20 protein-coding genes and 3 tRNA genes are annotated in these 23869 nt (G+C 60.9%); 13 read left to right on the top strand and 10 right to left on the bottom strand.

What is annotated here, in order from left to right; translation table 11 throughout:
* Positions 1-558 precede the first annotated feature (558 nt).
* Together GDJ97_RS02895 and GDJ97_RS02890 are read right to left on the bottom strand one after the other, a co-directional pair.
* Positions 559-635 (bottom strand) — tRNA-Ile (locus tag GDJ97_RS02895).
* Between the two features lie 126 nt (positions 636-761).
* Complete coding sequence (locus tag GDJ97_RS02890) at positions 762-1307, bottom strand: bifunctional nuclease family protein (protein ID WP_152069704.1); 546 nt, start codon at positions 1305-1307, stop codon at positions 762-764.
* A gap of 129 nt (positions 1308-1436) precedes the next feature.
* On the opposite strand from GDJ97_RS02890, the gene GDJ97_RS02885 reads away from it, so the two are divergent.
* Positions 1437-1513 (top strand) — tRNA-Ile (locus GDJ97_RS02885).
* 65 nt (positions 1514-1578) lie between these two features.
* Positions 1579-1654, top strand: a tRNA-Ala gene (locus GDJ97_RS02880).
* A 442-nt stretch (positions 1655-2096) separates the two neighbouring features.
* Here GDJ97_RS02880 and gyrA read toward each other — a convergent pair.
* The 7 genes from gyrA to GDJ97_RS02845 form a co-directional block, all read right to left on the bottom strand.
* A complete protein-coding gene (gene gyrA, locus GDJ97_RS02875; protein ID WP_152069830.1) occupies positions 2097-4850 on the bottom strand; it encodes a DNA gyrase subunit A in 2754 nt (917 codons plus the stop codon).
* 36 nt (positions 4851-4886) lie between these two features.
* Positions 4887-6905 (bottom strand): DNA topoisomerase (ATP-hydrolyzing) subunit B, encoded by a 2019-nt coding sequence (gyrB, locus tag GDJ97_RS02870; RefSeq protein WP_152069703.1) that lies wholly within the window; start codon positions 6903-6905, stop codon positions 4887-4889.
* A gap of 239 nt (positions 6906-7144) precedes the next feature.
* The gene (locus tag GDJ97_RS02865; RefSeq protein ID WP_226808759.1) at positions 7145-7732 is read right to left on the bottom strand and encodes a DUF721 domain-containing protein; all 588 of its coding nucleotides are present in this window, start codon (positions 7730-7732) and stop codon (positions 7145-7147) included.
* Positions 7722-8849, bottom strand: a complete 1128-nt coding sequence (locus tag GDJ97_RS02860; protein ID WP_152069702.1) for a DNA replication/repair protein RecF — start codon at positions 8847-8849, stop codon at positions 7722-7724. The genes GDJ97_RS02865 and GDJ97_RS02860 overlap by 11 nt, the downstream gene beginning before the upstream one ends.
* A 24-nt stretch (positions 8850-8873) precedes the next feature.
* A complete protein-coding gene (gene dnaN, locus GDJ97_RS02855; RefSeq protein WP_152069701.1) occupies positions 8874-9977 on the bottom strand; it encodes a DNA polymerase III subunit beta in 1104 nt (367 codons plus the stop codon).
* A gap of 248 nt (positions 9978-10225) precedes the next feature.
* Entirely contained in the window at positions 10226-11977 is a 1752-nt protein-coding gene (locus GDJ97_RS02850; RefSeq protein ID WP_152069700.1) for a DnaA ATPase domain-containing protein, read from the bottom strand.
* A gap of 53 nt (positions 11978-12030) precedes the next feature.
* Entirely contained in the window at positions 12031-13260 is a 1230-nt protein-coding gene (locus tag GDJ97_RS02845) for an ATP-binding protein (RefSeq protein WP_152069699.1), read from the bottom strand.
* A gap of 339 nt (positions 13261-13599) precedes the next feature.
* Here GDJ97_RS02845 and rpmH point away from each other — a divergent pair, with 339 nt between their 5' ends.
* The 9 genes from rpmH (at position 13600) to GDJ97_RS02800 (ending at position 18690) form a co-directional block, all read left to right on the top strand.
* The gene (rpmH, locus tag GDJ97_RS02840; RefSeq protein WP_152069698.1) at positions 13600-13746 is read left to right on the top strand and encodes a 50S ribosomal protein L34; all 147 of its coding nucleotides are present in this window, start codon (positions 13600-13602) and stop codon (positions 13744-13746) included.
* 11 nt (positions 13747-13757) lie between these two features.
* Positions 13758-14087 (top strand): ribonuclease P protein component, encoded by a 330-nt coding sequence (rnpA, locus tag GDJ97_RS02835; protein ID WP_152069697.1) that lies wholly within the window; start codon positions 13758-13760, stop codon positions 14085-14087.
* Positions 14080-14364, top strand: coding sequence for a membrane protein insertion efficiency factor YidD (yidD, locus tag GDJ97_RS02830; RefSeq protein WP_152069696.1), 285 nt, complete (start codon positions 14080-14082; stop codon positions 14362-14364). The genes rnpA and yidD overlap by 8 nt, the downstream gene beginning before the upstream one ends.
* The gene (locus GDJ97_RS02825; RefSeq protein WP_152069695.1) at positions 14345-15118 is read left to right on the top strand and encodes a YidC/Oxa1 family membrane protein insertase; all 774 of its coding nucleotides are present in this window, start codon (positions 14345-14347) and stop codon (positions 15116-15118) included. The genes yidD and GDJ97_RS02825 overlap by 20 nt, the downstream gene beginning before the upstream one ends.
* Positions 15119-15179: 61 nt before the next feature.
* Positions 15180-15788 (top strand): R3H domain-containing nucleic acid-binding protein, encoded by a 609-nt coding sequence (locus GDJ97_RS02820; RefSeq protein WP_152069694.1) that lies wholly within the window; start codon positions 15180-15182, stop codon positions 15786-15788.
* A gap of 103 nt (positions 15789-15891) precedes the next feature.
* Positions 15892-16653, top strand: a complete 762-nt coding sequence (rsmG, locus tag GDJ97_RS02815) for a 16S rRNA (guanine(527)-N(7))-methyltransferase RsmG (protein WP_152069693.1) — start codon at positions 15892-15894, stop codon at positions 16651-16653.
* A 111-nt stretch (positions 16654-16764) separates the two neighbouring features.
* Positions 16765-17565 carry a ParA family protein gene (locus GDJ97_RS02810; protein WP_152069692.1) on the top strand — a complete coding sequence of 267 codons (801 nt, stop codon included), beginning with the start codon at positions 16765-16767 and terminating at the stop codon, positions 17563-17565.
* 43 nt (positions 17566-17608) lie between these two features.
* Positions 17609-18445, top strand: a complete 837-nt coding sequence (locus GDJ97_RS02805) for a ParB/RepB/Spo0J family partition protein (RefSeq protein WP_152069828.1) — start codon at positions 17609-17611, stop codon at positions 18443-18445.
* On the top strand, positions 18442-18690 hold the full coding sequence (locus GDJ97_RS02800) for a hypothetical protein (RefSeq protein WP_152069691.1): 249 nt from the start codon (positions 18442-18444) through the stop codon (positions 18688-18690). The genes GDJ97_RS02805 and GDJ97_RS02800 overlap by 4 nt, the downstream gene beginning before the upstream one ends.
* Positions 18691-18845: 155 nt before the next feature.
* On the opposite strand, the gene rlmN is transcribed toward GDJ97_RS02800, so the two are convergent.
* Positions 18846-19901, bottom strand: a complete 1056-nt coding sequence (rlmN, locus tag GDJ97_RS02795; RefSeq protein ID WP_152069690.1) for a 23S rRNA (adenine(2503)-C(2))-methyltransferase RlmN — start codon at positions 19899-19901, stop codon at positions 18846-18848.
* A 102-nt stretch (positions 19902-20003) separates the two neighbouring features.
* Between rlmN and GDJ97_RS02790 the strand changes: the two genes are divergently transcribed.
* Positions 20004-20969 carry a D-alanine--D-alanine ligase gene (locus GDJ97_RS02790; protein ID WP_152069689.1) on the top strand — a complete coding sequence of 322 codons (966 nt, stop codon included), beginning with the start codon at positions 20004-20006 and terminating at the stop codon, positions 20967-20969.
* Entirely contained in the window at positions 20969-23848 is a 2880-nt protein-coding gene (locus tag GDJ97_RS02785; protein WP_152069688.1) for a helicase C-terminal domain-containing protein, read from the top strand. Before GDJ97_RS02790 ends, GDJ97_RS02785 begins: the two co-directional genes overlap by 1 nt.
* The last annotated feature ends 21 nt before the right edge of the window (positions 23849-23869 follow it).

The following is a 23869-nucleotide window of genomic DNA, read 5'->3' as shown; positions in this document are numbered from 1 at the left end:
GACGCAAGCTGCATAGCCTTGGCGCAGCGCGGACTGACATTACGCTCCACCATGTTTCTAACTTAAAAACAACTTAAGAATCTGCCGCCCACCGGTAAACGTCTTTTGACAATATGGGCGTCTTTACGCAGAACTGAGCAATTGTTAACGCAAACATAGCCCCCATTGCGCACCTGCAGCGTTATAAAAAGCTTGCTCAGGCGCTATGCCTCGACACCGAATGGAAAGGTGTTAGTTTTCTTCCATGAGTTCACTATTCATTTAATTCGCTATTTACGCCATTATTATTCACTCTATTTTTGTTGTCCCCAATCGGTAAACGGTTATACCTGCATTTAGAGGTATTTTCATAACGATACCAGTTTGGGAATATTCATTTATTTTTTATACATCGATAATGGCCGGATGTAGGCACGTCCGAACAGTGAGTATCGCGAGGCTCGCCGCTAGACCCGTCTGTCTCTACCGAGGCGTACAACGCGAAAGCCATTGCCCCCCGACCCTTCTCGGCACAAAAAAAGCTCCGAGGCAATGCCCCGAGGCCTTCAGTTCAATAGATGGTGGACCTGACAAGATTCGAACTTGTGACCTCCCGGTTATCAGCCGGACGCTCTAACCAACTGAGCTACAGGTCCATCACACAAGGGACATATGAGACGAGTCGCCGCGCAGGGCATCGACCGCCAATGTGAGGGGTCTGCTTTTTTGTCAGAGAGGACTACCTACTCGTCGAGGTCGTTGTCCATGCGGCTTCCCTTGTCTTAGAAGTCGTCGGGCGAAAGCGTCTGCACGAACTGGTCGAAGCGCTCCAGCTCGGCCTCACCGTCCCCGGATTCGCGCACGTTGATGTTGCCGGCGCGGTTCATGACGTCGTCTTCAACGTAGATGGGTGCGTTGGCGCGCACGGCCAAGGCCAGGGCGTCGCTCGGACGGGCATCGATGCGCAGTTCGCGGGGCTGGCTGCCCACTGCCGCCTCGGCGGAGGTACTATCCTCAACGGCGGCTTCAACCTGCACGATAAGCTTGGCGAAGAACACAGGGGCATCCACCCGGTCGATCTCCACGCGCTCCAGCTTGCCGCCCAGCTCGCGCATGACGTTCAGGAGCAAATCGTGCGTAATGGGACGGGAACTCCTTGCCTGCTCGGCACCGCGCCCAATGGACGCTGCTTCGAACATGCCCGTTTGAATGGAAAGAACGCGCGTGGCGGCTTCCGGAGTGCGTTGGTCGCTTCGCTCGCGGAGTACGATGACGGACGGCACGGGACCATTCGACATGATCACAGTCTCGATATCAACGCGTATCATCTGGTGCCTCCTCACCTTCCTCGCACATTTGCAATGAGGTATGGTACCCGCTTTTCAACTATTTGTCGCTTATTTCAAAAAATGTTGTTGACTTGGAATACTCATCTAGGCTAATATCGTTCGAGCGATGGACCTGTAGCTCAGTTGGTTAGAGCGTCCGGCTGATAACCGGGAGGTCACAAGTTCGAATCTTGTCAGGTCCACCACTTCTTTCGCAATAAACACCCCAGCGAGAGCCGAGTCGCCGCTGGGGTGTTTATTACATTAGAGTGGGGATGTAGCTCAGCTGGGAGAGCGCGGGCTTTGCAAGCCTGAGGCCGAGGGTTCGAGCCCCTTCATCTCCACCACTTCTTTTTGGCGGGCCGCGAGCCTGTTTTTTCGTTCTTGAACTCAGACGCCCTTGTCGCCCCGGATCTGATACGGGACTGAGATGTCAGTTAAGCCTCGAAATCCGGATTTTTGCGATTTCGAGGCTTAACTGACATGAGGCTATTGTATCGATTGATCAGATAAGGCTCGAAATCGCTGAAAATGCGATTTCGAGCCTTATCTGACATCTAAAAACGGATAACGCTGTCCCCAAGCAAACCGGTTGCGCGGAGCGCATAGAGGGCGATCTGCCAGAACGGGCTTGAAATTGCGATTTCTGCAAGTTCGAGCCCGTTCCGGCATATTCACCCGTTCGCTACGCCCTGCATTCGCCGCGTACCGCGTTTATCAACACAAACGGCCTCGGAGGAACTTCTCCGAGGCCGTCCTGAGCATGGGGGCGATTGAGGGAGAGCCGCGCTACTCGTCCATCAGATCCTCGAGCGCTTCGTCGCCGCTGCCGATGTCCACGCGGTCGGCCGCGTCGGTGGCGTCCTCGGCGCCGGCGGCCGAGAGGTCGAGCGCGCCCTGACCCTCGACCACGCCGGTAGGCTTGGCGGGCTTCTTCTTGGCGCTCGTCATGCGCGCCACGGCACACACGCGGTCGCCGTCGGCCACGCTCATCATCTTCACGCCCTGCGTGGCGCGGCCGGTCTCAGAGATCTCAGCCGTCTTCACGCGGATCACCGTGGCACCCTCGGTGATGATGAACAGTTCGTGCTGCGGGCCCACCACCTTGCAGGCTGCCAGTTTGCCCTTGCGGTCCGTCATCTGGATGGTGTAGACGCCCTGTCCGCCGCGGCCCTGGGTCGGGTAGTCGGCCACGGCGGTGCGCTTGCCAAAGCCGCGCTCCGTCACCACGAACAGGTCGCCCCTCCCGTTGGTGATTTCCATGCCCAGCACCTCGGCGTCGTTCTTAAGCGCCATACCACGCACGCCGCTCGTGTCGCGACCGGTCGCGCGCACCTCGTTCTCATCGAACATGATGGCCTTGCCCGCGGTAGAGGCGAGGATCACCTTGTCGCCCGGGCGCACGCGACGCACGCCGAGCAGGCGGTCGCCGGCCTGCAGCTTGATGGCGATGATGCCGCTGCGCAGCACGCGGCCGTACGCGCTCATCACCGTCTTCTTCACCATGCCGGACGCCGTAGCAAACATCAGGTACTCGTCCTCGGGGAACTCGCGGCAGGAGATGACGCTCGCGATCTTCTCGCCGTCCTCGAACGGCACGATGTTCACGATCGCCGTGCCGCGCGCCTGGCGGCTGCCAATGGGCAGCTCGTGTACCTTCACGCGGTACACCTTGCCGCGGTTGGAGAAGAACAGCACGTATTCGTGGGTACTGGCGATGAACATCTCGTCGATGACGTCATCTTCCTTGAGGTTCGCGCCCGAGACGCCCTTGCCGCCGCGCTTCTGGCTACGGTAGGTGGCCACCGGGATGCGCTTCACGTAACCGGTGTGCGTGATGGTGACGACCATGTCCTCGTCGGCGATGAGGTCCTCCACGTCCAGGTCCTTCTCGGCGTGGGTGATCTCGGTGCGGCGCTTGTCACCGAACTTGCGGGCGATCTCGCGCATCTCGTCCTTGATGACGCCCAAGATCTTCTCCTCGTGCGCCAGCAGGTCCTCGTAGTAGGCGATGGCGCGGCGCAGGCCGGCGAGCTCGTCCTCGATCTTGTCGCGCTCGAGGCCGGTCAGGCGGCGCAGCTTCATCTCGAGGATGGCCGTGGTCTGCTCGGGGCTGAAGCTGAAACGCTCAATCAGGCGCGCGCTCGCCTCGGCATCGGTCTGCGAGGAGCGGATGATGGAGATGACCTCGTCGATGTGGTCGAGAGCCAGGAGGTAACCCTCGAGGATATGGGCGCGGGCCTGGGCCTTCTTGAGGTCGAAGCGCGTGCGGCGGGTGACGACGTCAACCTGGTGGTCAACGTAGTGCCCGAGGATCTCGCGGAGCGACAGACACTTGGGCACGCCGTTCACCAGGGCCAGGTTGTTAGCGCCGAAGGTGGTCTGCAGCTGGGTGAACTTGTACAGGTTGTTGAGCACGACCTGCGGGATGACACCCTTCTTGAGCTCGATCACCAGGCGGATGCCCTTTTGCGTGGACTCGTCGCGCATATCCGAGATGCCCTCGATGCGCTTCTCGTTCACGAGCGCGGCGATCTTCTCCTGCAGAGTGCCCTTGTTGACCATGTAGGGAACCTCGGTGAACACCAGGCGGTTGCGACCCGTCTTGGTGGACTCCACGTGCGCCTTGGCGCGCACGGTGATGGAGCCGCGGCCGGTCTCGTAGGCCTGGCGGATGCCGTCGGTGCCCATGATGACGGCACCCGTGGGGAAGTCCGGACCCGGCATGATCTGCATGAGCTCGTCCACCGTGCAGTCGGGGTGGTCGATGTAGTAGCAGGTGGCCTCGATAGCCTCGCCCAGGTTGTGCGGCGGAATGTTGGTGGCCATGCCAACGGCGATGCCCGTCTGGCCGTTCACCAGCAGGTTGGGGAAGCGCGCGGGCAGCACCTGGGGCTCGGCGAGTGACTCGTCGTAGTTGGGCTGCCAGTCCACCGTGTCCTTCTGCAGGTCGCGCAGCAGCTCCATGGCGGGCTTGGCCAGACGGCTCTCGGTGTAACGCATGGCCGCCGCGGAGTCGCCGTCGATGTTGCCGAAGTTGCCGTGTCCATCCACGAGCGGGGTGCGCATGGAGAACCACTGGGCCAGGCGGACCATCGTCTCGTAGACCGCGGAGTCACCGTGGGGGTGGTACTTGCCGATAACCTCGCCGACCGTCCACGCGCTCTTCTTGTGCGGGCGGTTGGGGAAGATGCCGCTCTCGTTCATGGCGTAGAGGATGCGGCGGTGCACCGGCTTCAGGCCGTCGCGCACGTCCGGCAGGGCGCGCGCGGTGATGACGGACATGGAGTACTCGATGAAAGACTGCTTCATCTCGTGCCCGAACTCGGAAAGCTGCAGCTTGCCGCCGTTCTCGTCCTCGCCGCCGTCGTCACCGCGGTCGATGTCGCCGAAGCTCTCCTCGAGTTCGCCGTCGCCCGCATCGTCCTCGTCGTCGGTGGCGGCGTCCTCGACGTACACGTCGGCGCCGTCATCGGCCTCGGCGCGGGCGAGCAGGTGCTTGAGGTCGTCGGGCAGGCCGGTCGCGCCGGTGCCCTCGTTCATCTCGTTCTCGTTGTTCTCAGCCACTCAGTTCTCCTTCTACGCGTCGAGGAAGCGGGCGTCATGCGCGTGCTTCTCGATGTACTCGCGACGGTACCCCACCTCGTTGCCCATGAGCTCGCGCACGGCGCGCTCGGCCACGGCGGCGTCCTCGATGGTCACGCGCTGCAGAATGCGCGTCTTGGGGTCCATGGTCGTGCTCGCCAGCTGCTTGGGGTCCATCTCGCCCAGACCCTTGTAACGCTGGACGGTGTAGCCCTTGCGCTTCTTGGTCACCTTGCCGGCGGCGCTGTCGTCGTCCTCGTCGGGGTTGAGCCCGAGCTCGATGATCGAGTCGCGCAGAATCTCGTCTTCCGCCTGGCGCCCGTTGGGGTAGACGTAGTGGATCTTGTTGCGCACCTTGATGCCAAAGATCGGCGGGCAGGCCACGTAGACGTAGCCGGCATCGATGAGCGGACGCATGTACTTGTAGAAGAACGTCAGCAGCAGGATGCGGATGTGCGCGCCGTCGACGTCTGCATCCGTCATGATGATGATCTTGTGGTAGCGCGCCTTGGTGATGTCGAAGTCGCCGCCGTCGCCTGCGCCGGTGGTCACGCCGGTGCCGATGGCGGTGATGAGCGACTGGATGGTGTCGCTCGAGAAGGCGCGGTGGTCGCCCACGCGCTCCACGTTCAAGATCTTGCCGCGGAGCGGCAGGATGGCCTGGATGTCGCGGCGCCGGCCGTCCTTGGCGGAGCCGCCGGCGGAGTCGCCCTCTACGATGAAGAGCTCGGTCATCTCGGCATCGCGCACCGAGCAGTCGGCCAGCTTGCCGGGGAGGCTCGCCGTCTCGAGCAGGCTCTTACGGCGCGTGGCCTCGCGGGCCTTGCGGGCGGCGGTGCGGGCCTTGCTCGCCTGCTGCGCCTTCTTGACGATCTCGCGAGCCTGCTTGGGATGCTCCTCCAGGTAGTCGGTAAGGCCGTCGGTCACCACCTTGAGCACGAGCGCGCGCATGAAGGAGCTGCCGAGCTTGGCCTTGGTCTGACCCTCGAACTGCGGGTCGGCGAGCTTGACGGAGATGACGGCGGCCAGGCCCTCACGCACGTCGTTGCCCTCGAGCTTGGGATCCTTGTCCTTCAGCATGTTCTGCTTGCGGGCGTAGTCGTTCACCACCTTGGTGAGCGCCGTGCGGAAGCCCTCCAGGTGCATGCCGCCCTCGGGGGTGTAGATGTCGTTGGCGAAGCTCATGACCGTCTCGGAGTACGAGGTGTTCCACTGCATGGCGACCTCGACCTCGCCCATACGTTCCAGCGGCGTACCCTCGGGTGAGCTACCCTCCAGGTAGATGGGGCGCTTGAGACCGTCGGCCACGGTCTTGCCTTCGTTCAGGAACTTCACGAAGTCCACGATGCCGCCGGCGTAGCAGAACTCGTCCACGCGCGGGGCGAGCTCGCGCTCGTCGGTGAGCACGATCTTCAGGTTCTTGTTGAGGAAGGCCGTCTCCTGCAGGCGGTCGCGGAGGGTGTCGTAATCGTAGACGGTGGTCTCGAAGATCTCCTCGTCGGGCCAGAAGGTCACCGTGGTACCGGTGGTCTTGGAGGTGCCGACCTCCTTCATCTTCTCAGTGGTCCTACCGCGGGAAAACTGCATCTCGTAGATCTTGCCGTCGCGCTTGACCTGCACGATGACCTTCTTGGAGAGGGCGTTCACCACGGAGACGCCCACGCCGTGCAGGCCGCCGGAGACCTTGTAGGCGGAGTTGTCGAACTTGCCGCCCGCGTGGAGGATCGTCATGACGACCTCGAGCGTGGGGATCTTCTTCACAGGGTGCTTGTCCACGGGGATGCCGCGGCCGTTGTCCACGACGGTGATCGAGTTGTCCGCGTGCACGGTCACCTCGATCTTGGTGCAGAAGCCGGCCATGGCCTCGTCGACGGCGTTGTCGACGATCTCCCACACCAGGTGGTGCAGGCCGCTCGAACTCGTGGAACCGATGTACATGCCGGGACGCTTGCGGACGGCGTCGAGGCCCTCCAAGATCTTAATCTCGCTGCCGTCGTACTCGTTTTTCGCCATGCGCACGCTACCTCTCCACCCGTCTGGGTGAGCTAGGGAACAAACTTGTCTATTTTAACGGTTGAATCGGACACACGGGACACCGGCGACATGGCTCTACAAGGAACCCAGATGCCCCTGTAAGGCCCGCGGACGGTTTCTTTGGCATCTCATACCAGAAAGGTCACTTTTGAGTGGATAGCGGACCCGTGCGAAGCGTTTTCACCGCACTACCGGGCGAATGGAGCCGATTCGTCCGTTTACTCGCGCGGCTGTGCGGTGGAGTCCTGCTTCGAGAGCGCGATGGAAGCCCGCTCGGCCCGGCGGAGCGCCTCGCGCAGACCGGGATCGGCCACGCCGGCCACGTCCCGGTCGAGCTTGGCCTCCTCAGAAGGCGTCAGCTCCGGAAGCGGCGGGGCGGCCACCGGAGAAGACGAACGATGGCTCTGCAACACGGCATCCGCTCGCTGCGAGCGAACGTAATCGGGACGGCTCGTGCGGAAGATGAGCGCGTCCACGGCGCCGCCCTTGGCCTCCATGCGGGCACGCACGATCTCGCGCATCACGGTGAACTCCTGCGTCCAGCTCGGCCCGTCCAGGTAGACCACGAGCTCGTTGGAATCGGACAGGTAGTGGAGGCCCGTCACGTGGGCCCCCTCGCGCGTGCCGGCGACCACGCCGTTGAAGGCCGCGAACACGCGGCCGCGGCGGCTCGCGGCGTCCATACGGGCCCGGGTGTCGGCGTTCGAGCGGTCGTAGATGTTCCGGCTGATATCGGCCGCCACCTCGCCCAGACCGCGGGTCTCGCCCATGCGGGCGGAGCCCCTGCCGCGATACCTATTCGCCACCGACCCTCACCACCTTTGCCCGGTCCAGCACATCGCCCTCAAAATACCCCAGGTTGGTGGTCGTGATGACGGTCTGGATTCCCTCCTGCACAAAGCGCATCACCGCGCGGCGGCGGTCCGCGTCGAGCTCGCTCATCACGTCGTCGAGCAGCAGCAGCGGCGGGCGACCGAGGATGTCGCGCACGACCTCGACCTCGGCGATCTTCCAAGCGAGCACGAGCGAGCGCTGCTGCCCCTGGCTCGCGAAGGTACGCGCGGGCAGGCCCGCGATGCTCATGGCCACGTCGTCGCGCTGGGGCCCCACGCTCGTGTGCCCGCGGGCGAGGTCCTCGCCTCGATGAGCCGCGAGGGCCGCGCGAAACGCCTCCTCCAGATCGTCCGCCGAAGCCTCGGTCACCGGCACGGCGAGCGGGACGGATGGCTCGTAGACGGCATCGGCCTCCTCACCGCCCGAGATTGCCGCGTACACCCGGTGGAAGTGGCCGCGCACGCGCTCGAGCAGGGCCGCGCGGTGGCGCATGACGGAAATGCCGGCGGATATGAGCGCCTCGTCCCATGAGGAAAGCAGCACAGGATCGGCGAAGCCTCCCCTCAGCAGGGAGTTTCGCTGCTCGAGCGTCTTTCGGTAAGCGCCGAGCAGCTGCGCGTAGCTCTCGGAGAGCTGCACGCCGAACTCATCGAGCGCACTGCGGCGCTCCACGGCCGCGCGCTTGACGATGTCCAGGTGGTCCGGGTAGAAGAGCACGCTCGGCAGCACACCGCGCATACCCGCCACGGTGACGTTCTTGCCGTTGCGCGTGAACGTCCGTTTGACCGCCAGATTGCCCGCCGCGGCCACCACGTCCGTTTCCGCGCGCCATCCCAAATCGACGCGGCGGCCGTCCCCCTCCACGAGCAGCTCGGCCGATGCCCGCGTCTCGCCGGCGCGCACGAGCGGGGCGGGCGAGGTGGTCCGGAAGGACCGCCCCGCCGTGAGGAGCTGCAGCGCCTCGACCAGGTTGGTCTTGCCTGCGGCGTTGGGGCCTGCGAGCACGGTCACGCCGGCGTCGAGCTCGAGGGTGAACTCCTCGTAGCTCCTGAAATTGCGCACAGAGAGCGTGCGGGCGGAGAGCGCCATACCGAGCGATACCCCAGCCGTCGCCTACACGCGCACGGGCATGACCAGGTACAGGTAGTTGATCTTGTCGTAGCTCTTGAAGACGCCCGCCTGGTTGTAGCTCTGCAGCTCGAGCGTGATCTCCTTCTCGCGCTTGAGCACGTCCAGGCAGCTCTGGATGTAGTGGTAGTTGAAGGCGATCATGCCGGAATCTCCCTCGACCTCCACGTCGAGCGTCTCGTCGGCGGCGTCCTGGTCGCTCGAGACGGCCGAGAGCGACATGATGCCCGCGTCGGCGTCGATGCCGAACTTCACCGCGGAGTTGCCCTGGGCCACCACGGCCACGCGCTTGAGCGCCGCGGAGAAGGCCTCGATGCCGATCTTCACCGTGGTGGCGCAGGTCGGCGGCAACAGACGCTTGTAGTCGGGGAAGATGCCCTCGATGCGGCGCGCCACGTAGGTGGTGTTGCCCGCCACGAAGACCACCTGCGTGTCCGTGGCACCGATGAGGATGGAGCCCTGGCCGCCCGTGAGCTGCACGGCGTCGTTGAAGGAATCGGAGGGCACGTTCAGCTCGAAGCTGCCATCGAGCGAGGAGGTCTCCACCTGCGTGTCGCAGACCGCGAGACGGTAGGAGTCGGTGGCCACCAGGCGCACCGTGTTGTTCTCGACCGTGAGGTACACGCCGTTCAACACGGGGCGGTTCTTATCCGTGGAGGTCACGCGCCAGGTGCGGGCAACCATCTCCGAGAGGATATCGGCCGGCAGCTCGACGGAGCTCTCGAGCGCGAAGGTGGGGAACTCGGGGAAGTCGCTCACGTCGAGCGTGTTCAGGCGGAACGAGCTCTTCTCGCAGCGAATCTGAACCTGCCGCTCCACCTGTTCAAAGGTCACGGGGGCATCGGGCAGGGTGCGCGTGATGTTCAAGAGCATCTTGCAGGGGACCACCATGGCACCCTCTTCATCCACGCGCGCGGCGATACGATGGCGGATGGCGATGGTGTAGTTAGAGGTCTGGAACTCGATGACGCCGTCCGTAGCGCGAACGAGCACGCCGGAGAGGATGGGGAGGGTGGAGGTTCCCGCAACGCCCTTCATGACGACGCCGAGAGCCTCCGCGAGGGAGGATTGGCTGACCGTGAACTTCATCTGTTTATCCTTCCTTAGATATATAAAAATCTAATCATCATAATAAGCCTGTGGATGGTGTTGAGAACAAGCGTATCCACAGATAGCGCCCCGAATCTTTTTCCCTGTCGAACTGTTGATAAGTCCCCCGGTTTCCACAACGGTTTTCCACCATCGCATCTCTCCACGGGGTTTGAACCGTCTTTCCACCGTCATTCCCCATCTTTTCCAGCGGTGTCGGTCGGTGCGGCGTGGTCCCGCGCCACGGGCTACGAGCGCAGGGTGATCTTGTTCTTGAGCTGCTGCAGGTCCTCGCAGATGCGGCGGTCCTCCTTCATCTTGCTCTCGACGACCTTCAGGCTGTTGATCACCGTGGAGTGGTCGCGCCCGCCGAACTCCTCGCCGATGGCCTTGGACGAGAGGTCGCACAGGCTGTTGGAGAGGTAGATCGCCACGTGCCGCGCGAACGCGATGTCGCGCTGGCGCTTAGGGCCGATCAGCTCCTCGTGGCTCACGTGGTAGAACTCCTCGATGACGCTCTGGATGGTGTCGATGTGGATCACCTTGTGCTGCGTGTCGAAGTACTCGTCGGCCACGCGCTCGATGTCCTCGGCCGTGAGCTCGCCGCCCGCCTGTTCGCGCTCGAAGGAGAGGTTGGTGCACCGCTCGCAGAAGCTCTCGAGCTCGCGGATGTTGTTGCCCGAGATCTCGGCCATATGGCGCAGCTGCTCGTCTGTGAGCCGGCCCTCGTTGGGCTTGAACGCCGAAAGCAGGGAGGCGTCGTAGTTGAGCTGCATGTCGTCGTCAGGGCGCGTGATGCTCTCGTAGTAGCGCTTGAGGATCGTGTACTTCATCTCGAAGCCCGGTTCCGACACCAAGCAGAGCATGCCCGCGTTGAAGCGGCTCGTCATGCGCTCGTCCAGGGCGAGCTTCTTGGGCGCGCGGTCGGATGCGATGGCGATCTTCTTGTTCTGGCTGATGAATTCCTCCATCAGCCGGAAGAAGTAGTCGATCGAGGCCTGCTTGCCGATGATGTTCTGAATGTCGTCGATGATGAGCACGTCGGCATCGTGGTACTCGCGCAGGATCGTTCGGCCCTCGGTCTTCTGCCGCTGGATCTCGTTGATGAAGTCATCGATGTACGCCTGGCTGTTGGAGTACTTCACGCGGATGTGCGGCTTGTTCTCGGCTAGGTAGTTCTGGATGGCGAGTAACAGGTGCGTCTTTCCCAGACCCGAGTCGCCGTAGATGAAGAGCGAGCCGGCCTGTCCCGGCTCGTCGGCAAAGGCGGCGAAGCGCTGGGCGGAGTGATAGGCGTGCTTGTTCTCGTCGCCGTAGACGAAGTTCGCGAACGTGAACTTGGAGTTGATGGGGGTCTGCGGGTAATCCGGCTCGAGTTTGGGCTCCACCACGCCCGCGGTCGCGACGGGGCTTGCGGCGCCGTGCAAGGCAGCTGGCGTCGCCGGCGTGGCGCCTCCCATGCGCCCCATCATCTCCGCGAGCTCGGCGGGGTTGATGGTGCTCTTCACGCGGATGCCGCCCTCGGCTGGGCGGTCGCCAGCCTGCTGCGGCCGGGGCAGGGGGGATGGCGCTGTCGGGCGCGGCGTCGTGGCCGCCTGCGCGCGGGCGGGGATCGCGGCCGCGGCAGCGGCGACCGATGCGGGCTGAACCGGCATCGGGGCGGTATCCGCCTGCGGCGTGGCCGCGGGCTGCGCCGTCACGGGAGCCTGTATGCCCGCCGCCCGCGTTCGCGCGGACCTATCGCCCGCCGCGCTCTCCGGTGGGCGCACCTCGAGCGCGATCGGCGCGAAGGCGATCTCCATCAGGTAGCCCTCCACCAGCTCGCGGTTCCGCTCCAGGTACGAGATGGCAAACCGGCTCGGCGCCTCGATGACCAGGCGGTCGTCGGTGAGCTCGACCGCCCGAGCCTGGGAGAGCATCTGCACCAGGCGGTCGTCGCGACCGTCTCGCTGACAGAAATCGATGGCGTCGTCCAGGAGAATCTTGGCTTCGCTTTCCATGGGGCTCCCTTACCGTCCCTCTCTATTACTTACGCGGGCGCGCTCTGCCGTCGCTATGATACGGAGACCGGCGGCTGCGCGGTGCCGCCCTCCTGCTCGAGCCAGACGCGGCCCATCTCAGTGAGCACGCGTTTCTGCCCCTGCTTCACCACGAGCCCCAACGCTCCGAGCGCGTCCAGCTCGCGAGACCAGGTGGCGTTGGAGGCGCCGAGCGCGTGGGCGAGGTCCGTGGGGCCGGCGATGCCGTTGGCCATGAGGTATGCCAGCGCGGCCCGCCCACGCTCCGACACATGCGGCGCCCCGGGGTTCATCGGCACCGGGGCCTGCGGGGCTGCTGGCATCGGCGCCATCGCCGGCCACATGCCCGCCGGCTGCTGGTATACGGGCTGCTGGTAGGCGGGATATCCCTGGTACACGGGTTGTTGCGGCCAGGGTTGGGCGCCATGCATCGGGTAGGCGGCCTGATATGGCTGGTAGCCGGCGTAGGCAGGCGCCTGCGTCCCCGCGGGCCAGCCGGGCGCTGGTGCACAGCCCGCGCCGTTGAACTCCATTCCCGCCGATACGGTATACCCGGTCGATGTCGCCGACGGGGAGGCCGGTTGCTGTCGGGCCATGCCGCCTCCGGCTCCCGCGGCCCCGCGAACGGCTGCGCCGCGGGCCGAGGAGGCTTCCACTTCCTGGGTGCGTCCCGGGTCCACCGTCACCGTCACCACGGTCCCCTGTCCTAGGTTGTCCTCGATCGAGATGGCGCCCCCTGCGTTCTCCAGATACTGCTGCACCATGGGGAACCCGGCGCCCGTGCCGCGGATGTAGCGCTTCTTCTCGCGGTCGGCCGACGTCACGCCGAACTCGAACGCCTGCTCCTTGTTATCGATACCCGGGCCCTGGTCGGCGAAGCGGATCGTGTCCCCGTTATCGAGGATGGAGATGACCGGCTCGGCGAAATGGGCGTGGATGAAGTTCTCGACGATTTCTCGAATCACCATAAGGGAGAGGCGACCACCCTGCTCCTTCATGCAGCGGTACGTGGTGTTCGTGACCTCTTCCAGGTAGGTGCGCACATCCTTAGAATCCACCACGAGCACGCGCGGCGTGGAGAGCATGTCGTCGTACACCGCGATGCGCGTGGCATAGAGCGCGCGCGAGCCCCCGTCCAAGTTCTGGACGTTCGATTCAGTTTGCGTCGAGAGCGCGGCCGAACCGTCTCGCGCGGTTTGATGAAGGTGCTCGTTGCCCGGAGCGGGGTCGCCCGAGTCCACGAACGGGTAGAAATCGTCTGACATGCGTGATCCCACTCCTCGAAGATGCCCAACCAGCATACCGCGTGGCCGCGGTTCTTTCAGGTTTTCAACAAGTTTTCCGAAATGGTTGAAAACTGAAGAAAAATCGCGAAAAGTTATCAACACTTTCAACGTGAGCTGTTGAAAACTCAGTGCAATATGGTGAAAAGTGTTGAAAAGCCCGTGAACGCCCTGCGTAGATACCTCGTCACCGCGTTCTTTTTTAGTTGTGCGATTGACATTCGAGCGGCGATTTCCCTACAATCTGAAAGCTCACGAGCCTAGTTATCCGTATTTCGGCTCAGCCGGATGCGAACGAAACGCAGCAGGAGGAAAACCACCATGAAGCGTACCTACCAGCCGAACAAGCGCAAGCGTGCCAAGACCCACGGCTTCCGTGCCCGTATGGCGACCAAGGGCGGCCGTGCCGTGCTTGCCCGTCGTCGTGCCAAGGGTCGCAAGCGTCTCACGGTGAGCGACGAGAAGTAGATCTCGTGCCCATGAGGACACTCAAGTCCCGGCGCGATTTTGAGCGGGTGTTCACCACGGGTAGGCGTTACAACCACCCGGTGATGCGCATGGTCATAGGTGAAACTGTTGACGAAGGCGATCCTGGTCGGGTCGCCTTCGTTGCTGCCAAGCGACTTGGTTGCGCCGCGGTGCGCAACAGGTCCAAGCGCGTGCTGCGCGAGGCCGCCCGGCATCTGGAGCTTCCGCTCCCCGGGCGAGACGTCATCCTGTTCGCCACGCCGCGTACTCGCGACGCATCTCCCGAGGAGTTGTGCGGCGCGCTTTCCTCGCTTCTCCGCCGCGCCGGCATCAATGGATAATCTTCGGCCTGCCGGCTATGTCCAGCGGCTCGTCATCGGCACTATACGCGTCTACCAGCGGTGGATCTCACCTCTTTTACCGGACGCGTGTATATACATCCCGACCTGTTCCGCGTATGCTGTTGAGGCTATTGCTCGATTTGGTGTACTCAGGGGTGGCTGGCTCGCGGCGCGCCGCATAGCCCGCTGTAATCCCTTGCATAAAGGAGGATACGACCCCGTCCCGGCGGGGCCGGCGTCCCTTAGGAAGGACTCACATGTGGGATTGGATCGTTAACATTCTTGCCGTCGTCCTCGGCGGCATCCAGAGCTTTGCCGTGGACTGGGGTCTGTCCATCATCATTCTGGTGGTCATCATCCGCCTGATCCTCACCCCGCTGCAGCTCAAGTCAACGAAGTCGCAGGCGCGCATGCAGGTGCTGCAGCCCAAGTTGATGGAGATTCAGGAGAAGTACGCCGATGATCCCCAGAAGCAGTCGGAGATGATGCAGAAGTTCTACTCCGAGAACAAGTTCAACCCGCTGGGCGGCTGCCTGCCTCTGCTCATCCAGATGCCCGTGCTGTTCGCGCTTTTCACGCTGCTGCGCGATATTCGCAAGTACCTTGAGGTCAAGGGTGACTTCTGCTTCTTCGGCATCATGCCCAACCTCTCAGCCTCGGTTTCCGGCACGCTGACCACCGACCCGATGCAGTCCATCCCGTATGTGGTCGCTCTGCTGCTCTTTGCCGTGCTGACCCTGATCCCTACGCTCATGCAGGCGCGGAACCAGACCGGTTCCCAGGCACAGAGCATGAAGACCATGGCTATCGTCATGAGCGTCATGATGCTCTGGATTGGTTGGAGTCTTCCCGCCGGTGTGCTGCTGTACTACGACGTCTCCACCGGCTGGCAGGTCATCCAGCAGATCTTCGTCACTCAGAAGGTCATGGAGAAGGCCAAGGAGGAGGAGCAGGAGCGTATGGAGAATGCTCCGCTCGAGGTTGATGTGGTGCGCCGCGAGCGTCGCCAGCGTCCGCACAAGAAGAACTAGCTTTCATTTCTACGTACCTAACAGGGTATCCTGTTAGGTACCTTACTATTTGGAGGTTCCCATGGCGGAGGACAGCATCGAAGATGTTCAGGATGATGTGATTGAGGACGTGGCAGAGGTCGAGGATACTTCTTCCTTCACAGCCCTTGCTGAGCGTGTGCATGTCGGCGAGGAGCTCTCTCAAGACGATATCGATCTGATCGGTGATGCGGGCGTCACGGTTGTTCGCGAGATCCTATCCTTCTACAACCTCGATCGCGCAAGCATTGAGGAGTTCGATGGCGATGAGGGCGAGTTGATCCTCAATGTCTTTGCCGACGAGAAGGTCGGTAAGAAGAACTGCGATCTCTCCGTTCTCATTGGGTATCACGGGCGTGGTCTCGAAGCCTTCCAGACGATGTTCTCTATGGTTCTCGATCATCGCATGGGTTTCCACTACCCTGTTGTTATCGATATTGAGAGCTACAAGGAGCGTCGTCGCCAGAAGGTCACGAACATGGCTCGTTCCGCTGCAAGCCGTGCTGTTCGCCAGCATCGCTCTGTCAGCCTTCCGCCGATGACTGCCTACGAGCGTCGCTTGGTGCATATCGCTCTTCGCGATGACGAGCACGTCGATACGCATTCCGAGGGTAGTGATACTAATCGTCATGTTGTGATTGAGCTTGTCTAGCTTGTTCCCCATAGGTTGGTGAAAGGGCGCAGCGATGCGCCCTTCTTTTTTGACTGAGCTTCTTGTTACACTGATTTGAGACATAGTATTGAAAGGAAGAGTTATGGATACACAAAGAGAGATTCAGCTGAAAACGTTGGATGTTTTGGATTCCGACCTGAAGACTCTTGTTAATAAGCTTCTCCAGTATTGTGATGACTTCTGTATCGAACTTACTGCTGAGCAAGCAAACCTCTGCGTCGAACATCTTCTTTACGTGGAACAGGTGAACCATTACATCAATCTAACTCGCATTACGAATCTTGATGAGGCTCTTGTTCTTCATATTCTTGATTCGCTCGCACTGTTGCAATCCCTTCCACCTGACCTGAACTCGTTCCTCGATATGGGCACAGGTCCTGGCTTCCCGGGTGTTCCAATTGGAATCGCTACTGGTTGCAACGGCATTCTTCTCGATTCCGTTGGCAAGAAGGTAAACGTGGTAAACGCAATTCTCAATCAATTGGATTTGAAAACCCTCAAAGCTGTTCATGAACGTACCGAGCTGTATGCTTCGCAGAACCATTGCTTTGATTGTGTTGTTGCCCGTGCCCTTGGCCCCATACCCCTCTTGCTTGAATATGGTCGTCCCTTTCTGCAGTTGGGGTCTTCTCTTGTTATTGCTAAGGCAAATCCTTCAGAAGGGGAACTATCTTCTGGTGAGAAAGTTGCAGAAATGCTTGGTCTTGAGCTTGATGGTTTCGATGAGTTTGATTTACCGAATGATCTTGGTCATCGTGTTGTTTATACCTATATGGCTGTGGAGCGTTCCCGCGTCAAGCTTCCTCGTACACCGGGACTTGCAAAGAAGAATCCTCTTGCTTAGATGTTTCACGTGAAACATAATGAATTAGCAGAGTGAAACCCTAGATGTTTCACGTGAAACATCTAGGGTTTCTTGCTATCCAAATGAAGCATAAACACGAATGGAGGGATAGTGGGATACAAAGACGTACTAAGGTCAAAAAGCGAGAAGGATACACGCGTCATTGCAATCATCAATCAAAAAGGTGGCGTTGGAAAGTCGACCACGGCAGTAAATCTCGCAGCAGCACTTGGTGACCAAAATCGTAAAGTACTCATTATCGATTTCGATCCGCAGGGAAATAGCACCAGTGGATTTGGTATCGATAAAGAGGGGCTTGAGAAATGCGTATATGATGCACTTCTACATGATGCAACAGCTGATGAGCTCATCCAAGATACATGCTGCAAAAAAGTATTCGTGATTCCCGCAACTATTCAGCTTGCCGGAGCAGAAATTGAACTCGTTTCCGCAATGGCAAGGGAAACGCGGTTAAAGGATCTGATAGAGCCGATTCGTGACGAGTTTGACTTCATCCTTATTGACTGCCCACCTTCTCTCGGTCTTCTGACAATCAATGCGCTGACAGCCGCAGACAGCGTATTGATCCCCATCCAATGCGAGTATTACGCGCTTGAAGGCGTTACGAAGCTACTTGAGTCGATGCGCATGGTAAAGAGTAGGATCAACAAGAATCTTGATACGTTTGGCATCTTGCTCACGATGTTTGATTCGCGTACATCTCTCTCAAATCAGGTTGCAGATGAAGTGCGTAAGTACTTCGGCAACCTAACCTTCAAGACGGTTATACCACGTTCTGTAAAGGTATCCGAGGCTCCGTCTTTTGGTATGCCAATAACCAAATATGCGCCCAACAATAAGGGTTCACGTGCGTATATCGCTTTGGCGAGAGAGGTGATCAAGCGTGCCTAGTCCCAAGAAGAAGTCAGCACTTGGACGTGGCTTGGGTTCCCTTATGGGGGAAGCGCAAACAGAAACTGGTTATAACAGTGCCGAGCATGAGGACCAGACGCTCCCCATTGCTCAGGTGAAACCGAATCCCAATCAGCCGCGTACGCATTTTGATGAGTCAGCTCTCGCAGAGCTTGCCGAATCAATTCGAGAGAATGGTGTCCTGCAGCCATTGTTGGTTCGCAAGAAAGGTCAGAACTACGAGATCATTGCGGGCGAGCGGCGATATCAAGCTTCTAAGCTCGCGGGTCTCGATGAGGTTCCCGTAATCATCAAGGATGTTGACGATCAGAAGATGATGGAGCTGGCGCTCATCGAAAATCTTCAGCGTTCTGACCTGAATCCCATCGAAGAGGCCAAAGGATATCAGCAACTCATCAAGAAGAGTAAGATGACTCAGGAAGCCTTGGCTAAGGCGGTCTCAAAATCTCGGTCTTCTATCACGAATTCATTGCGGCTGCTCGATTTGCCAGAAGAGGTTCAGCAGTTTCTCTTTGAGGGCAAGATGACGGCTGGACATGCTCGTGCAATCCTTGCTGTTCCTTTTGAGGAACAACGAATCAAGCTTGCTGAGAAAGTTGTTGCAGAGCAGTTATCGGTTCGTGCGACTGAAAACCTTGCTCCATTGTTTTCAGTCGGAGATGAGCCAAAGCCTGCTCGACCTGTCACGCCACAGTCGTATAAGAAGGCGGCCCGCGTACTGCGTCAAGTGTTCAATACCAATGTGCGGGTAAAACAGCTGAGAGGTAAGAACAAGATCGAGATTGAGTTCAAAGACGAGGAACAACTCTCTCATATTCTGCAGATGGTTGTATCGCTTGAACAAGGTGATGAAGCATGAAGAAGTATATAGGAATAATTATTGCGGGCGTTGCCGTTGCTGCGGGATCCTTCCTTGGTTACAAGGTTGCTACTAATGATGAACTCCGCGGAAAGATTGTTCGGAATGCTCAGGACGTCCTCAAACTCACGAAGAAGATTGATACGATGAGTGAGGATGTGGCCATCAGAACAGCTAAGCTCACCAAGAACCCCAAGGTAAATCAGGACTTTGTTGAAAAGCAATGGGAAGCAATAGGTCTGTAAGGTACCGAACTAGTTAATCGGCAAGATAAGGCAACAGCGCCTGACGAAACAAAAGCACGTGCGTTGCGATTAAAGAAAAACCCCGTTCTCCAATCAGGTCATCCTGCTCAAGAGAACGGGGTATTTGCCATGGTGCGCTGCAGGGTTGGGTGAGCCTACTCCCCCGCCTTCTTCACGGCAAATCGCTGCTTCAGCTGACCGCAGGCTGCGTCGATGTCCTGACCACGGGAGTTGCGGATAGTCGTCTCAACACCGTGCATCTCGAGCAGGTGCTGGAGACGCTCAACCTTTTCCTGGGGAGACGGCTTGAGCGGGCTACTCGGGATATCGTTCAGCTGGATGAGGTTGACGTGGCAAAGCGTGCCGGCGCAGAAATCAACGAGTGCTTCCATCTCGGGGCGCGTGTCGTTCACCCCGTCGATCATAGCGAACTCATAACTCGGACGACGACCCGTCTTCTCGGTGTAGAGCTGAAGCGTCTCGTGTAGGCGGAGCAACGTGAACTTCTTCACACCGGGCATGAGTTTGTTGCGGGTCTCCTGAACGGCAGAATGCAAGGAAACGGCCAGGGTGAACTGCTCGGGAAGCTCGGCAAAACGACGGATACTCGGAATGATGCCGCAGGTGGAAACGGTGAGATGGCGTGCGCCGATGGCGAGGCCGTCAGGATCATTCAACATGCGAAGGGCCTCGACTGTGGCGTCGAAGTTGGCGAACGGCTCGCCCTGACCCATGAAGACAACACTGGTCACGCGCTCGTTGAAGTCGTCGGCAACATGGAGCACCTGGTCGACCATCTCGCGCGCGGAAAGCGAGCGCATGAGGCCCGACATACCCGTGGCGCAGAAGGCGCAACCCATGGCACAACCGGCCTGCGTGGAAATGCAGACGGCAAGTTTGTTACGCCGCGGCATGCCAACGGTTTCAACAGCGGTTCCGTCGGAAAACGTGAGCAGATATTTGCGGGAGCCATCGCGAGACACCTGGCGAGCGGTCTCGGTGGGAGCACTGAACGAGTAGCGCTCAGCGAGCTGCTCGCGAAGTGCCTTGGGCAGGTTGGTCATCTCATCGAAAGAGCGGACGTTTTTCTGGAAGAGCCACTCGCCGATCTGTTTGGCGCGAAACGCCGGCTGGCCCAGATCGGAGACGAGTTGGGAGAGATCTTCGGGTTTGAGGGTGCGGATGTCACGACGCATGGTAGTACGCTGCATATGATGCCTTTCGAGGATTTAGGGCGATGATGCCTATACAATAAAGGATTGATCGAGCGCGTGACAAAAGGACTCCTCCTTTGTCACGAAAAAGGAGGAGCTATGGCTGCGAACGGCAGGGAGAGTATGCGCATCGCCGTGCTCGCGGGCGGCACGTCGAGCGAGCGGGAGATTTCACTGGCATCGGGTGCGAATGCGGCGCGGGCGCTCGAACAGGCCGGTTTCGGCGTAGTCAAGCTCGTCGATACCGGAAATTCATCATTTATAGACACCCTAACGGGAGGCTCGTTCGACTGCGCGTTTCTGGCACTCCACGGTGCTATGGGTGAAGATGGCGCGATGCAGGGTCTCCTTGAGGTGCTGCGTATTCCCTATACCGGGTCGAACGTGGCGGCGAGCGCGTGCGCAGCCGATAAGGAGCTCTCCAAGCTGCTCTATGCCCGCGCCGGCATCCCCGTCGCCCCCGGTTGCGCCATCGAGCGCGGCAATGACTACGATGTGGACGAGATCGTGAAGATCGTAGGCGGCGAGTGTTTCGTCAAACCGGCGGTAAACGGTTCGAGCTATGGTATCTCGCTCGTCAAGGATCCGTCCGAGCTCCCGCGCGCCATCGAGCACGCGTTCGAGTACGGCGAAAAGGTGCTCGTAGAGCGCCGCGTGCGCGGTACCGAGGTGACCGTGGGCGTCTTCGGCGACGATGCGCACCTGCGCGCGCTGCCCATCGTTGAGGTGTGCGTACAGAACGAGGGTGCCGAGTACTACGACACGAGCGTGAAGTACATCGATCCCTCCAAGCTCCACCGTATCCCGGCCCAGATCTCCCCTGAGCTGTACCAGCGAACCGAGGAACTCGCCTGCGCGGCGCACCGTGCCCTGGGCTGCCTGGGAATATCGCGCAGCGATTTCATCGTCACACCGGAAGGCCCGGTCATCCTGGAGACCAACACCATTCCCGGCATGACCGATACCTCGCTGTATCCCGATGAGATTCGGCACACGTCCGACTTGACGTTTCCCGAGGTATGCGCAGGGTTGGTCGACATGGCAATCGAGCGGGCGGGAGCCTGATGAATTTCAGCGAAGCGGTCCTGCCGGGAACCCCCCAGTTCGTTATCGACGCCTATGCCAAACTGCCCGAACGCGCTCGTACCCAGTCGTTCGGGCTGATCGAGGAAGACGTCGTGGTGCTCGATACCGAGACCACGGGGCTTTCGGTTTCCGAGAACGAGCTGATCGAGATTTCCGCCGCGCGCCTCTCCGGTCGCACGGTGGTAGATCGCTTCGACACGTTCGTGCATCCGCACGGGCTTATTCCGCCTGAGATAACCAAGCTTACAAGCATCACGAACGCGCAGGTTACAAACGCTCCCGAAGCGCAGGATGCCGTGGCCGACCTGGCTCGGTTCGTGGACGGCGCCCCGGTGATCGCCCATAACGCTACCTTCGACCGCTCCTTCATCGAGAGCGTGAAGGGCGGTGTGAAGGTGAGCGACCTCTGGATCGATTCGCTCGCCCTTTCGCGCATCGCCCTGCCCCGTCTGGCTTCGCACAAACTGTCGAGCATGGCCGAGCTCTTTGGGTGCGCCGCAGTGAGCCACCGCGCGGTGGATGATGTCGATGCACTCTGCGGGGTCTGGCGTATCCTGCTCGCCGCCCTGGACGATCTGCCGCAGGGGCTCCTGCGCCGGTTGGCCGATATGCATCCCGAGGTGCCGTGGGCGTACCGGCCGATTTTCTCGTACCTTGCCGGCAGCCAGCCGACGGCAACGTTTTCCCTGGTAGAGGCACGCTCAAAGGTGGTACGGGCGGTAAGCGAGCCCGAACGGGTGAATGCCGACGACCTGCCCGCGCTCGACGTGCCAAGCGCTGCCGAGGTGGAGGAGGATTTTGCCCCCGGTGGCCTGGTGAGCCGGATGTATCCGGGCTACGAGCCGCGCGAGGAGCAGATGGCCATGGCCGTAACGGTGCGCGATGCCCTGGCGACCTCCACGCACCGCGTGATCGAAGCGGGCACGGGTGTCGGTAAGTCCGTGGCGTACCTGGTTCCCATGGCGGAGGCTGCGCGCCGTAACAAGATAACGGTGGGCGTTGCCACCAAATCGAACAACCTGGCCGACCAGCTCATGTACCAGGAGCTGCCCCGACTCGCCCGCGAGCTTCCCGGTGGCCTTTCGTTCTGCGCACTCAAGGGGTACGACCACTACCCGTGTCTCCGCCGCCTGGAACGTCTGGCACGCGCCCAGGAGGTCAAAACCGATAAGAACCCGGCCGATACGCTCACGGCGATCGCGGTCATCTACGCGTTCGCGTGTCAGTCTCCCTCGGGAGACCTGGACGGGCTTGGTATTCGCTGGCGCAGCGTAAACCGTGCCGACCTCACGTGCAGCTCGCGAGAGTGCGCCCGGAGGCTTTGCCCGTTCTATCCGGAAGGATGCCTGGTGCATGGCGCGCGCCGCCGTGCTGCCCGCTCGGACGTGGTGGTCACGAACCACTCGCTGCTCTTTCGAAACGTCGCCGCAGACGGAAAGATCCTGCCGCCGATCAGACATTGGGTGGTAGATGAGGCGCACTCCGTGGAAAAGGAGGCGCGCCGTCAGTGGGCGCTCACGGTTTCGGCTGATGAAGTGCGTGCTCTGTTCGAGCGCCTGGGTACCGACCGCACGGGTTCGCTGGGCCGCGCCGCGCACGACCTAGCTGCATCAGATGCCGCCACGCTCTACCTGGGCGTGCTGGCCAAGGCAGTCGCCTCGGTGCAGCGCGCGTCCTCATCCTTGGCCGACCTCTTCGACGGCATCCGCCTGCTCGGTAAGAAGGCGCGCGGCGGCTTCGACAACGTGAACACGTGGATCGGCGCGGAGCTGCGCGCCTCCCAGGCATGGGAGACTTTTCTCCCGGTTGCCGCCGCGGCGCGGGACGCGCTCGACGGGGCTGCCAAGAACCTTGCGGGTTTGGTGCAAGCGGCGAGCGAGGAGAAACCGGAAGCCATCGCCGACCTCTCGGATGCGGCGAACTCCCTCGCTGATCTGCGGGACGTGCTCAAACTCGTCATGGATGGCACGGATGATCGCTACGTGTACTCCTTCCAGGTGAATCACCGGCTCCGGGTGGGCGGCGAATCGTTGACGGCGGAGCGCATGGATATCGGCGAGGCGCTTGCCGAGGAGTGGTTGCCCGAGATGAAGACGGTCATCTTCACCTCGGCTACCTGTAGCATCTCGAACTCGTTTGAGCACTTCAACCATGCCGTGGGGCTCGACCGTCTTCCTGCGGGCGCGAGCAGCTCGCGTCATCTGGACTCGAGCTACGATTTCGAGCGCAACATGGCCGTGGTGGTGGCGGGTGATCTTCCCGATCCGCGCAATCGCGATGCCTACCTGAACGCCCTCGAGGAGCTGCTCGTGGATGTGCACGTTGCCATGGGCGGCTCGACGCTGACGCTGTTCACCAACCGGCGCGACATGGAGGACCTCTATGAACGGGTGGCTCCGCGCCTGGCCCGGGAGGGTTTGGTGCTGGACTATCAGGCGCACGGGACGAGCGTTCGACGCTTGCGGGAGAAGTTCCTGGCCGATAAGGCCTCCTCGCTCTTTGCACTCAAGGCGTTTTGGGAAGGGTTCGACGCCAGTGGCGAGACGCTGCGCTGCGTGGTGATTCCCAAACTGCCGTTCAGCCCGCCCACCGACCCGCTCTCGTGCGAGCGCGAAGTTCGCGAGAACCGCGCCTGGGCCCGGTACGCGCTTCCCGATGCCGTACTCGAGGTCAAGCAGGCAGCCGGCCGGCTCATCCGATCTTCCACGGACGCGGGCGTGCTCGTGCTGGCAGACTCGCGCCTGGTGAGCAAGGGCTACGGAAAGCAGTTCCTGAAGAGTTTGCCCACGGACTACCAGCGGCTCGAGGCGCGGCAGGTGGGACGGTTTCTCACGTTGTGGCGCCGCGGTCACGAGTAGACGCCGGCGGCGTCGGTGGCG

Origin of the sequence: Collinsella sp. AK_207A, from assembly GCF_902501965.1 — a bacterium.
Lineage (GTDB): Bacteria > Actinomycetota > Coriobacteriia > Coriobacteriales > Coriobacteriaceae > Collinsella.
The sequence above is the reverse complement of the archived record's forward strand: the minus strand, read 5'-3'. Positions and strand labels throughout refer to the sequence as shown.